The organism is Thermoanaerobacterium butyriciformans, assembly GCF_017874545.1.
Lineage (GTDB): Bacteria > Bacillota > Thermoanaerobacteria > Thermoanaerobacterales > Thermoanaerobacteraceae > Thermoanaerobacterium > Thermoanaerobacterium butyriciformans.
Genome location: NZ_JAGGLT010000044.1, coordinates 1 through 13,349, shown reverse-complemented (window position 1 = coordinate 13,349; position 13,349 = coordinate 1). Strand labels below are relative to the sequence as shown.

Annotated in this window: 12 protein-coding genes; 2 read left to right on the top strand and 10 right to left on the bottom strand. The window is 33.3% G+C overall.

Translation table 11 applies throughout. The annotated features are described in order from the left end of the window. Positions 1-192: 192 nt before the first annotated feature. Positions 193-1,317, bottom strand: coding sequence for a Gfo/Idh/MocA family protein (locus J2Z80_RS14175; protein WP_209454969.1), 1,125 nt, complete (start codon positions 1,315-1,317; stop codon positions 193-195). 292 nt (positions 1,318-1,609) lie between these two features. On the opposite strand from J2Z80_RS14175, the gene rd reads away from it, so the two are divergent. Next, positions 1,610-1,768 carry a rubredoxin gene (gene rd, locus J2Z80_RS14170; RefSeq protein WP_013297086.1) on the top strand — a complete coding sequence of 53 codons (159 nt, stop codon included), beginning with the start codon at positions 1,610-1,612 and terminating at the stop codon, positions 1,766-1,768. A 79-nt stretch (positions 1,769-1,847) separates the two neighbouring features. On the opposite strand, the gene nadC is transcribed toward rd, so the two are convergent. From nadC to J2Z80_RS14150, 4 genes are all read right to left on the bottom strand, one after another. Further along, entirely contained in the window at positions 1,848-2,678 is an 831-nt protein-coding gene (gene nadC / locus J2Z80_RS14165) for a carboxylating nicotinate-nucleotide diphosphorylase (RefSeq protein WP_209454968.1), read from the bottom strand. Next, positions 2,641-4,245, bottom strand: coding sequence for an L-aspartate oxidase (gene nadB, locus J2Z80_RS14160; RefSeq protein ID WP_209454967.1), 1,605 nt, complete (start codon positions 4,243-4,245; stop codon positions 2,641-2,643). The genes nadC and nadB overlap by 38 nt, the downstream gene beginning before the upstream one ends. Continuing rightward, positions 4,242-5,150 (bottom strand): quinolinate synthase NadA, encoded by a 909-nt coding sequence (nadA, locus tag J2Z80_RS14155; protein ID WP_209454966.1) that lies wholly within the window; start codon positions 5,148-5,150, stop codon positions 4,242-4,244. Before nadA ends, nadB begins: the two co-directional genes overlap by 4 nt. A gap of 300 nt (positions 5,151-5,450) precedes the next feature. After that, positions 5,451-6,728, bottom strand: a complete 1,278-nt coding sequence (locus tag J2Z80_RS14150; RefSeq protein ID WP_209454965.1) for an ammonium transporter — start codon at positions 6,726-6,728, stop codon at positions 5,451-5,453. A 615-nt stretch (positions 6,729-7,343) separates the two neighbouring features. Here J2Z80_RS14150 and J2Z80_RS14145 point away from each other — a divergent pair. After that, positions 7,344-7,859 (top strand): ferredoxin domain-containing protein, encoded by a 516-nt coding sequence (locus tag J2Z80_RS14145; RefSeq protein ID WP_209454964.1) that lies wholly within the window; start codon positions 7,344-7,346, stop codon positions 7,857-7,859. Positions 7,860-7,901: 42 nt separating this feature from the next. Here the strand turns inward: J2Z80_RS14145 and J2Z80_RS14140 are convergent, their stop codons facing one another. From J2Z80_RS14140 to J2Z80_RS14120, 5 genes are all read right to left on the bottom strand, one after another. After that, on the bottom strand, positions 7,902-8,747 hold the full coding sequence (locus tag J2Z80_RS14140; protein ID WP_209454963.1) for a YitT family protein: 846 nt from the start codon (positions 8,745-8,747) through the stop codon (positions 7,902-7,904). A 38-nt stretch (positions 8,748-8,785) separates the two neighbouring features. Further along, a complete protein-coding gene (locus J2Z80_RS14135; RefSeq protein ID WP_209454962.1) occupies positions 8,786-9,514 on the bottom strand; it encodes a WecB/TagA/CpsF family glycosyltransferase in 729 nt (242 codons plus the stop codon). Positions 9,515-9,527: 13 nt separating this feature from the next. After that, positions 9,528-10,598 (bottom strand): polysaccharide pyruvyl transferase CsaB, encoded by a 1,071-nt coding sequence (gene csaB / locus J2Z80_RS14130; RefSeq protein ID WP_209454961.1) that lies wholly within the window; start codon positions 10,596-10,598, stop codon positions 9,528-9,530. A 46-nt stretch (positions 10,599-10,644) separates the two neighbouring features. Beyond that, positions 10,645-12,666, bottom strand: coding sequence for a DUF5693 family protein (locus J2Z80_RS14125; protein WP_209454960.1), 2,022 nt, complete (start codon positions 12,664-12,666; stop codon positions 10,645-10,647). A 115-nt stretch (positions 12,667-12,781) separates the two neighbouring features. Then, positions 12,782-13,231 (bottom strand): hypothetical protein, encoded by a 450-nt coding sequence (locus J2Z80_RS14120; protein ID WP_209454959.1) that lies wholly within the window; start codon positions 13,229-13,231, stop codon positions 12,782-12,784. Between the last annotated feature and the right edge of the window lie 118 nt (positions 13,232-13,349).

Below are 13,349 nucleotides of genomic sequence, written 5' to 3'. Positions count from 1 at the left end.
TCATCTGCCTCTGTCAATATTATTTTCTCTGGTATTTTGTGGTACTTTGCCTCCGCTGCTTTCACAGCGACATGTGTTAATATACCACGTTTGAAAAAACATATCAACGCCAGAATAACTTTATAAATAGCAAAGTAAACGAGAAAACACGGTGATTACCGCAATTTTCTCGTTTATTCTCCTTTTTTCGCCTTATAGCTTTATCAATAGACCATCATTTTTGGCTGATTCTATTATCTTGTCTATTATTAACTGACTTTTATAAGCCTCTTCAAAAGTAGGCGTTTCTTTATGTACTATTTTCCCCTCTGCAATGTTCAAAAAGAAATTCATAAGGCTTGCCATATGCATGTCAACCATAAATCCTAAAGAATACTTCGGATCCGGATATATTGTTTCAACATATTTTGAAAATGTGCTTCTATCCTTAATACTACCTATAATATATTGATTTTCTTCTTTTTTGTAAACAAAAGCATATCTAGGCTGCTTTGAAGATATGATTATAGAACCTTTTGTACCATATATCTCAAACCGAGTTTCTTCTTCTATATCCGCTGATATCCTAGATGTCTCCACAGTACCCCAAGCACCATTATCCATTTTAAAATATGCTTCTGTCCAGTCGTCTACATCTACTTCTTCATATGAATCAGATTCATTTGAAATAGGTCTTTTCTTGAAATATGTCTCTGATCTTGCTTGCAACATCTTTACTTCTCCAAGCATAAACCTTATTGCATCCACAAGGTGAATTCCCAAGTCAATTACTGCTCCTCCACCAGATGTATCAAATCGCATTTTCCATGACATGGGTCTTTTAGGATTTAAATATCCAGAATGCAGCATTAAAGCTTTAAAATTTAACACATCCCCTATCTCACCATTGTTTATTATGTCTCTGGCTTGATTTATTGCTGGCATAAATCTATACATAAGCGCCGCTTGATTGATGACATTTTTTTCTTTTGCCATACTCATCAATTCTAAGGCCTCATCACCACTTAATCCGATGGGCTTTTCAAGATAAATGTTTAAACCTTTTTTCATAACCTCAACTGCCTGCTTCTTGTGTAGATAGTTTGGAGTACATATATCGACAGCATTAAGCTCATTATCTTTCAAAAGTTCGTCTATTGTTTTTACACCACCTTCAAAAAAATACGGCAGGTCATCTATATTATTCTTGCAAACTTGACCAAATTTTACTTTGAAAGGTAATTTTTTAAAAATTAATGGCATTGCAAAACAAGCAGTAGCATGAATCGTCCCTATGTATCCAAGTCCTATAAAACCTAATTTTATTTCTTTTGCCATTACACTCATCCTTTTCTCAAATTTTAGACAATATTTTGTAAATCTCTCTTAAATTGATTATACTACACAATGCCATTAAATATAAAATTTGAATGTTTAAAATGCAAAAAATCTGAAAATAACCTACTACTTTTTATACAAATTATATGCAAAACTAAATACACTTTGTACTATAACAATAAATATATCGTTTAGCTTAAAATGGACCTTAAAATCATTTTCAATATTGATTTTTTGTAAAGCATGCTGATATAATATAATTATAAATATAAAAAAGAAAGGGTTGAGAAGAATGGAAAAATGGCAATGCACAGTTTGTGGATACATATACGATCCCGAAGTTGGCGATCCAACACAAAACATACCACCAGGAACAAAATTTGAAGATTTACCAGATGATTGGGTGTGCCCTGACTGTGGTGTAGGAAAGGATCAATTTGAGAAGATATAAAGATAGGAGCTTATGCTCCTTATTTTTTACTACTTTTGCATGATATCACCACATGGTTATTGTTCCACTTAAAATATTTTTATAAATCATAACTTATATCAAGTGCTTTTACAGAATGTGTTATTGCACCTATCGATATTATATCTACACCTGTTTTAGCAACATCCAATATATTGCTTTCGTTTATATTCCCTGATGCCTCTAATATTGCTCTACCATTAGTTATCTCAACTGCTTCTTTCATCATGTGGATGGTCATATTATCAAGCATAATAATATCTGCACCGTATTTTAATGCTTCCTTCAGCTCATGTATAGTTTCTACCTCAATTTCTACTTTTTTTGTATGAGATACTTCCCCTTTTATCTTTGTTAATGCATTTTTAATTCCTCCAACAGCTTTTATATGATTATCTTTTATCAAAATTCCATCTGATAAATTATATCTATGATTGACTCCACCACCTACTGAAACTGCATACTTGTCAAAATATCTTAATCCTGGCATAGTTTTTCGCGTATCTGTCAATCTTGCATTTGTTCCTTTAATCATATCCGAAAGTTTTCTTACATATGTGGCAATGCCAGACATCCTCTGTATAAGATTCAAAGCGACCCTTTCAGCTTTAAGACAAGAATTTAAATCTCCGTAAGTTTCTAATATTAAATCTCCTTTTTTTATTGCTTCCCCATCTTTAAAATATTTTTTATACTCTATATCATTATCAATTGTATTAAAAACCATTAAAAAGACATCAATCCCTGCTATTATACCATCATCTTTTGCATACACGTAACCTTTCGATTTTGTGCCTTTTGGCACAAGCATATCAGTAGTTATATCACCCCATGTTAAATCTTCCAGAAGATAATTATCTATTAATCTTTGCGCTATTAATCTGTCTATCAAAATAAATTTCATCTCCTTTTATCAATATATGTTTTCTATACACTTCATTTCTCTCAGGGTAATCTGACCTGTAATGGCTTCCCCTGCTTTCTTTTCTCAACAATGCAGACATAACCATATACTTACTTATGGTATATAAATTCAAAAGCTCGCTTTTATCTTTATCATCCGCATTTATATCTAGTAAGCTTCCGTGCAACATGAGCCAATTTAACATCGCTTTTAAACTGCTTTCACTTCTTATTATGCCGACATTTTGCTCCATATGATACTGCAATTCATACCTTATGCTTTCAACATCGATTTTTCTGTCTATCTTGTTATTGTTAAAAAAATGAGATGGAGTAACTTTCATATTTAAATACTTTTTTGAATCATTTACTGCCCGTGTTGAAAAGACTAGACCCTCCAACAGTGAATTGCTGGCAAGCCTATTTGCCCCTTGTACACCGGTACAAGCACATTCACCACATGCGTACAATCTCTTTATCGTCGTCTCACCATTCAAATCTGTAGCTATACCACCCATATAATAATGAGCAGCTGGCGAAACAGGTATATAATCTTTTTCAATGTCGATACCCATTTCCTCAAGTTTGCTGTAAATTGAAGGAAAACGCTTTTTAAATAAATCCTTCCCAATATTTGACACATCTAAATATACATAATCTAAATTGCTTCTATTAATTTCACTTAATGTAGCTCTCGCTACTACATCTCTAGGAGCAAGCTCATTTAATTTGTGATACAAAGGCATAAATCTTACTCCTTTTTCGTTCCTGAGTATACCGCCTTCTCCTCTAACTGCCTCTGATATGAGAAACCTTTCCCCTGTTTTTCCATGCAATACAGTCGGATGAAACTGCATGAATTCCATGTCTTTTAAAACTGCTCCTTGCCTTGCTGCAATAGAAATACCGTCGCCAGTTGAAGTCTTAGGGTTTGTGGTATTTAAAAATAGATTTCCTGCACCACCAGTAGCCAATATCACAACTTTAGCCCATACAACAAAAAACTTACCTTCGTTTAAGTCTTTTATCAAAACGCCTTTTGCTGTATTGTCGTCAACCAGCAAGTCTAGTGCTAAAGTATTCTCAAATATTTTTACTCCACTTAAAGCACCAATGAGTGAATCTATTATTTCTTTACCTGTATAATCCCCCGCATGAATTATCCGATTATGTGAATGTGCTCCTTCTCTGCCTAATTCTAGCTTATCGTCTCTTTTATCAAATTCAACTCCAATCTCAAGAAGGCGATTAATATTTGATGGCGCCTCTTTAACCAAAATCTCAACAGCATCTTTATCGCACAAACCTGCCCCTGCATAGATTGTATCCTCTATATGTGACTTGAAGCTATCAATTTCAGATATTACACAAGCAATTCCACCTTGTGCTAGTGACGAATTTGAGTATGACAATTTATCTTTTGTTATCAGGAAAACTTCTCCACAATCTTTTGCTAAATACGCTGCATTAAGCCCTGCAATTCCGCTGCCCACTATTACATAATCACTTATAAAGCTTTCAATATTATTGGAATCAAAATTAACACTGTAACTCATTTTATCTCTAACATCCTTTTTATTGGAATAATCGCTTTTTCCCTTACATCATCGGAAACTTTTACCTCAGGTTTCATATTAATAAGGCTGTATAAGACATCTTCAATTTTCGTCTTTTTCATGTTAGGACATATTAACTTGTTGGAAGGCAATATAAACTTTTTATCAGGATATTTTTGTTGAAGCTGATGCAATATGCCATCTTCAGTACAGATTATGAATTCTTCTGCCTCACTTTCACCAACATATTTAATCATTCCAGACGTTGAAAAGACTCCATCTGCAATATCTAACACCTCTTCCTTACATTCAGGATGTGCAATAACTTTGGCATCAGGATATTTTTCTTTTGTTAAAATAACTTCTTCAGCAGTCAATTTATTGTGTGTGTTGCAATATCCTTGCCACAATATCATTTTTCTGCCTGTCATCTTTTCCACATAACGGCCCAAGTTTTTATCCGGTACAAAAATTATCTCTCTATCTTTTGGCACCGTATTTACAACTTTCACTGCATTTGCAGATGTACAGCATATATCGCTTAATGATTTTACATCTGCTGTTGTGTTGACATAGCTTACAACATAAGCATCAGGATGCTGTTCTTTTAATTTTTTTAGTCCTTCATAATCAGCCATTTCAGCCATTGGACAACCTGCACCTATGTTGGGAAGCAACACTATCTTATCAGGCGATAGTATACTAGCAGTTTCAGCCATAAAGTGAACACCACAAAATACTACAACATCCGCCTTTGTGACTGCCGCTTTTCTCGATAGCTCCAATGAATCTCCAATAAAATCAGCAATATCTTGTATCTCTGCCCTTTGATAAAAGTGACTTAATATAATCGCGTTTCGCTTTTTCTTCAAATCATTTATTTCATTTAAAATGTTATTATCCATTTATATTTCCCCTTTTATAAATTTAATAATATTTTAACACTTGTAAAAACTATTGTCTATATTGATGTATATACATTAGTATGTATTTCATATTCTAACTTAATATTTAAAACTTTTAACAGGCAAAAAAGAAAGTTCACCATAGTGTCGAATATGGCTTTAAACCATTTCCAACAAATGTGGTGAACCTACACAAATATAAATACTTTCCATTTTCTATATTACTAGTTTTGAACCTTTTAATTAACTTCTCCATCATGTTTGAGACTTTTATCTATATACCATAAAATATAATATGAGTTACGAATTAATTGATCTTTCTGCTATACTTTGCGGTTTTAGCATGAAATCACCATATGCTACAGAACCATGTTCTCCCAAATCCAATCCATCAATCTCTTCCTCAGACGACGCTCTAAGCCCTACTGTAGCTTTAATTATACTAAAGAGTATCGTTGTAGTAACTATTGTCCAAACAAATACTGAGACAACGCCAGTTATTTGTGTGATTAAAAGTTTTAATCCTCCACCGAAAAATAGCCCCCCATCAGTTGCAAATAAACCAACCATTATCGTTCCAAATGCACCGCAAACTGCATGTACAGATATAGCTCCTACTGGGTCATCTATTTTTACCACTTTATCGAAAAATTCTACAGCTACTATTACTAATATTCCAGCTAGTGCTCCAATGATAACAGAAGATGTTGGATTTACTGCCGCTGTTCCTGCAGTTATTGCAACAAGACCCGCTAATACTCCATTTAAAGTCATGCTAACATCAGGTTTTTTGTATTTTAACCATGTAAATATCATAGATGCCACCCCTCCAGATGCCGCAGCCAAATTTGTCGTTACTGCTATGTGACCTATCATATTAGTAGTACCAGAAAGTGTACTTCCTGGGTTAAATCCGAACCATCCAAACCATAATATGAAAACACCTAATGCGCCAAGAGTAATGCTATGACCAGGAATGGCATTAACCTTCCCATCCTTTGTATATTTACCGATTCGTGGTCCGATAATTTTTGCACCTACAAGTGCACTCCATCCGCCAACTGAGTGTACAACAGTTGAACCAGCAAAATCTATAAAACCCATTTTAGACAACCAGCCTCCACCCCATGCCCAATGTCCTACAATAGGGTAGATTATTAGTGAGATTACTGCACTATATATGCAGTATGCAATAAATTTAGTCCTTTCAGCCATAGCACCTGATACAATAGTTGCTGCTGTAGCAGCAAAAACCGTTTGAAAAATTAAAAATGAAGTTATAGGTATTTTAAGACCAAGGTGATCAAAGTTTCCACTAAGAAAGAAACCAGAGCTTCCAAATAATCCTCCTACATCTTTTCCAAACATTAACGCAAATCCTACAGCCCAAAAGAATAAAGAACCAATACAAAAGTCCATTAAATTTTTCATAACAATATTCCCTGCATTTTTAGCTCTTGTAAAACCTGTTTCCACCATAGCAAAACCTGCTTGCATGAAAAATACTAAGAATGCTGCAACCAATACCCATACATTATCGATAGCAACTGCTAATGAATCCAAAGTTAAATTTTCCATACTTCTCAACCCCTCTCATAAAATATATAAATTGTTAAAAAACTTAACTTCCATGTCTTTTCAACTTAACCATCCCCTTTACTAAAAAATTAAGGTGCTTATCTCCAAGATAAAGCACCTTTGCTTTTTAAAGTATTTTATTTTTATTATAAAGCAATCATACATGGTAATTGCTTTAAAAACTACCTATGTGTGTCACAAATAATGCATCATCGCATTATTATAAAAATAAACGCTCTAATATGTGAGATTAACCTCATATATTAGAGCGTCTTTGCTCTGTCACTTTAAAGTATAAATTACTTAACATTATTATAACTATAGCTTTTATATATGTCAATAAGAAAATTTAAGTTGCAAGCTATAATCTATAAAAACTTTTTAAAATTAATACAGCCATAAATTAATAATTATTTTGTTATACAATGATTTTATTGTATAATTTTCTTAGGCATAACTAAGTTCATACATACTACATTGTTATATATTTTTTAAACTTATCACTAAATAAAAACGTATTTGTAACAATATACTTAGGGGCTAACTTCACTTCCATATGTAAAAAAGTCAACCCCTTGTATAAATAAATTTTATGAGGAGGTTTAATAACTTATCATGGATGTTATTGAATTAGCTGCTGAACTCATGTCATTATCAGCAAGAACAGCGCCGAAAGCTTCTGGTCAAGATTTTATCGAAACAAAAGTTGTAACTGGTGATGATTTGAAAAGACTTAATGAAGATATGGTAAAATACGGTGTTGAATCCGGAAAGAAAAACTTCGACAGAGATGGAAAAAATGTTGAAAGGTCTGGTGCCGTCCTGCTTATATCTTTAAACAAACCTAAAAAAGCAGGCCTCAATTGCGGCACATGCGGTTACAACAAATGCGACCAGTTACCTGACTTTAAAAAGGGAACGGAATTTGACGGTCCAATATGTGCATGGAGGCTTATAGATCTGGGGATAGCAATTGGATCTGCTGTTAAGACAGCAAGCATGCTGAATGTAGACAACAGAATAATGTATAGAATTGGCATCAGTGCAAAGAGATTGAATTTAATTGACGGTGAAATTGTAGTAGGTATACCATTATCAGCAACAGGTAAAAACATATATTTTGATAGATGATTTTTAGGGACATAACAGAAATGTTGTGTCCCTAAAAATTTATCACATGTTTCTAAACCCTTCTCCCAAAACTTCGTGAGCAGTTGATAAAATGACAAATGCCTTTGGATCAATTTTTTTAACGACATTTCTAAGTGTTGTTACTTCGCTTCTATTTACTACAACAAGTAACACATTTTTTTCTTGTTTAGAATATCCTCCAACTCCTTTTAATTCAGTTACTCCTCTGTCCATGTCGTACAATATAGATTGACTTATTTCATCATATTTATCTGAAATTATTATAGCAATCCTTTCGTAATCTGTTCCCTCCTGTATGACATCTATCACTTTTATAGCAATAAATTCTGTTGCAAGTGCATATAATGCAAGTTCAGGGCTAAACTCAATTCCAGCCAGCGCTATGATTATGAAATCTATAATCAACAGAATTCTTCCAACTGTTAAAAATGGTATATATTTATGTAGAGTCATAGCTGCCAGATCGGTGCCTCCTGTCGTCGCACCGTATTTTATAACGATTCCAAGTCCTAAACCCATAATAAGTCCACCGTACACTGCAGCAAGCATGGCATTATGTGTCAATGGCTTCAAAAATGCCAGCGCATCAATCGAAACACCAAGAAGCAGCGTTGAATACAATGTTTTAGCACCAAAGACAGAACCTAGGACTTTTATTGATATCAAAAAAAGAGGAATATTAATAAGGAGCGTCACTGCTCCTACAGGCCATTTAAAAATGTGATTTAAAACGATGGCAAGTCCGCTTACACCACCTGGTGCAATTTGATTCGGTATCAAAAATAAATCAAGGGACAAAGTAAGAAGCAGCGTTCCTATTGTAATCCATATAAAATCAATTATAATCTTTTTTAATTTTGGGCTCATACAATTACCTGTCCTTTCTTACTTTATGCTAAATACTATTAAGACTTTTTCGAAAATAACACTTTAACTGCAAATTTGGGCAGTGCCATCATGCGTTTATATCTCCAAGGCTCTTTCATTAAACGATAGAACCATTCCAATCCTAACTTCCTATATATCTCAGGCGCTCGTGTAACTTTACCTGCAATTACATCAAAACTACCTCCAACGCCTATTGCTACTTTTGCATTTAGTTTATTCCTGTTTTTGTAAATCCATTTTTCCTGCTTAGGTGCCCCTAATGCTACAAAAAGCAAATCAGTCTTCTTTTCGTTTATATCATTTATAATCTCTTCTTCATCTATTTCGCTGAAATACCCATCGTGGAATCCAACTATATCGATCCCCTGATATTGACTTTTTAAATTTAGATACGCACCCTTTACAACATCTGCTTTAGCACCAAGAAGATATATTTTATAATGCTTAAGTGATGCTATCTTTATCAATTCCATCATAAGATCAAATCCAGCAACCCGCTCTGGCAGCTCTTCTTTATATATCTTCGATGCAAAAATAACACCGCTGCCATCAGGAACATTCAAATCAGTTTTATTTAATATTTCCTTATATTCGTCATCATTCTGTGCCATCATTACAATCTCTGCATTTGGAGTCGCAACAATGTGAAGCCTGTCTTCCAATAAGAAATTTTCTACAATGTCAACTGCATTTTTCATCGTAACTTTATCTATTGGTACACCGAATATTACAAATCTATCAGCCATTTTTTACACCCCATCATTTAGATTTGTCAAATATATTAAAATTATTATCAGACAATTTTCTAAGCTCTTCAAGATGGATTTTCAAATTATCAACAAAATTATCTCTATTATCTAAAATACTTTCTGCATAATTAACCAGCTCATCAGAAGAAAATTTATCTATCTTAAAAGATTTTAAATTTATTGACTTTAAAAAACCATCTATCTTCGGATCATAAGATATACCTATAAAAGGAACAAGGCTTACCAAAGCAAATACTAACGAATGTAATCTTACGCCAATAAGCAACTGACAATTCTTTACTATACCCAATATCTCTTTAGGTTCATATTTGCTTTTTATTATCTTATAAGGCGATTTTAAGTAATTTGCTACTTTTTCGCTTTCAGCATCATCCTTATTATAATAAAACGGCAAAAATACCACTTCTAAATTGTATTTTTTTGATATATCGTCAACAGCTTTCGCCAACTCTACCCTTGATAGCTCGTTGTTGCCCCATTCTCTAGTACATACAACTATGTACTTTCCCTTATCTATTCCTTCATTTCTCAATATTTCTTCTAACCTTTCTTCACTACAAGGGGCAAGATTTACAACAGGGTCTGCGGCAAGGATAACATTTTTCTCGATATTAAGTCCCTTTAAAAAAATCATAGAATCTTCGTCCCTTACTGTAATCAAATCAACCCTTCTTAAAATGAATCTGGATAACAGTCTATTGTACTTGTGCTCTAAAGGTCCTATCCCTTGTCCTATAATGTATACCTTTTTCCCTAATAAAATCCCAAAAAAAATAATCGATAGGTAATACCATAAGCTTTTGTTACTGGTAATATCTTGTATTAAACTTCCTCCGCCACTTAACAATATATCCGTATTTTTTATGGCATTAAAGACTTCTTTGAATGAATTTCTGTACACAGATTTGACATTGTATCTAAACGATGTATTAGTAGGTGTATTTGAAAGCACTGTTATATCATCTATGCCCTTTTCTCTCAACCCGGCGATAATGCATTCCAAAACAGCATCATCGCCGATATTTTCAAAGCCATAATAGCCCGATATCAAAATTTTCATTATCTATACCTCCATGGCAAAATAACATATTTTAAAACTAATCAAATCAATGTAGCACTTTTTTCTTGTTTATATATTTGACTATTGAATCTAGGACAATTAAAGCAACTACCCCTATTATTACTCCAAAAATCCAGCTTATAACTGTCCTTTCCAGTGCTATTTTAAGGACACTCTCTACATGACTCATCGTATTTGGCATTGATAATATCCCAATTGATGCCAAGATTCCAAAAATGAAATTCAGTGGCTTCGATTTCTTTTTTGCTGCATATATGGCTAGTATCAAAGCTGGATAACCTACCAAAAATTCTTTTGTCCTCGGCCTTGCAACAAGATAGTGTTCCAGTAAACTTCTAAATTTAAGCTCTATAGAAGTAGGCTTTATAACAGGTGAATTACCTGTCCTTGAAATATAAATAACGCCTATGACACCTGCAACTAAAACTGCTAAGACATGCCAAATTTTAATTTCAGTATCCAAAATTTTTATAGAAGCATCTAAAAGCTTCTTAAATGTATTTATATCCCATACTTTATAGCAGTAATATGCTATATATACAACAACAGGAACTGTAAATGAAAGTTTTACGCCTCTAAAATAATCTAGTTTCAGCATGTACTTGCTGTCTGCCATTATTGCAGCTATTATTAACCCGCCGATTAAAGATATAAAAACAGTTTTAAAGAAAATAGATAAAGAATCTCTTACGTAATGGCTATCGTCACCACTCTCAATAATCTTTTTGCTCTCTTCTATAAAATATCCAATAGCCAATGATGGAAATATTATCGACGATATCAATGCCACAGCTTTAACAGCAAGATCGTTGTACTTGCTTAAAAGTAAAAATGCTGTAAATAAAATACCTAATGTAGTGAGTATAATAGAATATTTATCTTTAAGCCCAAAAAGCATAAGCAAAAGCACTCCACCTGCAACTACACCAAGGGAAATCAAAATTTCAATTATTTTTGATTGATGAATTGGACTTAACGGTTTTACTATCCCTAAATTTAGTCCAGCATACTGCACAAGATTGTTTATATCTTTCAACATGGATATATTTTGTTTCATGTTAAAAGAAGCAGTCTTTGTGGTATCTACCTTTGCTCTAATGTAAACTATTCTTACATCTCTTTCTATAATAGACCTGTACCACCTATCTACTATGCCATTTACATCGTATTTATCTGTTTCCGCCTCTGATAAACCGTAAATCTTAGCACCTCTGTAATCATCAAATTTTGTAAATTTCTCTGTACCAGCCTGCAGTTTTTTGCCCATAGGTGTATCGATTATACCTATAGCCACACCATTCTTTTTAAACAAAGATGCAGCATATGATATCTTGTCAGGATTTCCTAAAACATCATTGCCACCAAATATGACTGTTTTGACATCATACTGTTTTAAAAGTTCTATATAGCTTTGAATATCCTTATCCTTAACGCCGTTATAATTCTCTATTCTCGGTATAATATCAAATCCCAATGATTTTACCATATCTAAATCATCTTTGTTAAACCCTAAACCCTGATCTGCATAAGTATCCATGTCCTCGTTGATTATAAATGCAAAATTCTTGTCTTTTTCAAGCACAATTAATTTATTGCTTGGCACTCTTTTCCCTAAAGATGATTTTAAAAATTCATATATCTTAGAGTCATTTGTAGCTACAACGATGTAATCTTTTTGCACCTTTTTTTGACTGTCACTTAAATTTTTTAGGTAATCATTTAAGGCTATATTACCTGTACTGTCTTTTAGATTATAAATATTTTCTACATCAGACAGCTTATAAAGTGATATGCTGCCAATCTGTTGAAGTCTATTCAATGTAACCTCAGGCACAGCAACACCTTTTAAGCCATTTTCCTTAAATTCACTTAATACGTCTTGTATGCTCAACCCTGTATTTGACGCTAACTTTTCAAAATTGTATAGATCTGCTACAGTTTCAACCGTATTGTACTTATTCTCAACACTAATTCTGGATATGTCTACAGCTACAGATACAACTAATGATAGAACTACAAAAAACACCAGTATTCTTTTCAGGCTCAAAGAATATCGCTCCTTTATTCTTTTAGTTATTTGTATCACTTGAATTATATCACTTAAATATAACGTTGGGCAATACCATATTTTAGAAAAAAATAAAGCGCTTTAAAAGCGCATCTTAATTTTTTGTGTATTTTCCCATAACTACCACGATCGTATAATTTTTCGCTTTTATTCCCCTGCCATCGGATCTTGGAAACAGCAAAAGATGATTTGCTGGTATCAAAGCATTATTTTTTAAATCTTTGCCACCTGTCAAATCTGAAACACCATCAGTGCTTGTAACAATTGTTGAGGAATTATCTGTTCTGACGATTGCTTCAGAGCCCTGATATAGAGTAATGCTTTCACCTGGATTTAACTCAACTATATCATAACTATTTGTAGTACCACCACCAGTTTTGCCATCTACATAGTTTTTTAGATCATCATATTTACTATCTACATAGCTTTTAGTCACCAATGGATCCTGTTGGCTTCCTGGATCTTGAGTTGAATCCGCATAAACTATTCCAAGTACAGCTACCATTGCAACAAATATTAATATCAATGCATAAATTTTCTTCACTTTGTAAACCTCCTCTTACTTTATGAGTATTCTCGGCAACTTCTGTTGCCTGATATAACTGAATTTCAGGAGATATATTTTTAAATTTATCCCCCAAAATTTCATTCTGAAATCATTT

Coding starts and splice junctions, on each gene's coding strand:
- J2Z80_RS14175 (WP_209454969.1), bottom strand. CDS start 1,317: ATGGCAAAAGAAATAAAATTAGGTTTTATAGGACTTGGATACATAGGG.
- rd (WP_013297086.1), top strand. CDS start 1,610: ATGGAAAAATGGCAATGCACAGTTTGTGGATACATATACGATCCCGAA.
- nadB (WP_209454967.1), bottom strand. CDS start 4,245: ATGAGTTACAGTGTTAATTTTGATTCCAATAATATTGAAAGCTTTATA.
- nadA (WP_209454966.1), bottom strand. CDS start 5,150: ATGGATAATAACATTTTAAATGAAATAAATGATTTGAAGAAAAAGCGA.
- J2Z80_RS14150 (WP_209454965.1), bottom strand. CDS start 6,728: ATGGAAAATTTAACTTTGGATTCATTAGCAGTTGCTATCGATAATGTA.
- J2Z80_RS14145 (WP_209454964.1), top strand. CDS start 7,344: ATGGATGTTATTGAATTAGCTGCTGAACTCATGTCATTATCAGCAAGA.
- J2Z80_RS14140 (WP_209454963.1), bottom strand. CDS start 8,747: ATGAGCCCAAAATTAAAAAAGATTATAATTGATTTTATATGGATTACA.
- J2Z80_RS14135 (WP_209454962.1), bottom strand. CDS start 9,514: ATGGCTGATAGATTTGTAATATTCGGTGTACCAATAGATAAAGTTACG.
- csaB (WP_209454961.1), bottom strand. CDS start 10,598: ATGAAAATTTTGATATCGGGCTATTATGGCTTTGAAAATATCGGCGAT.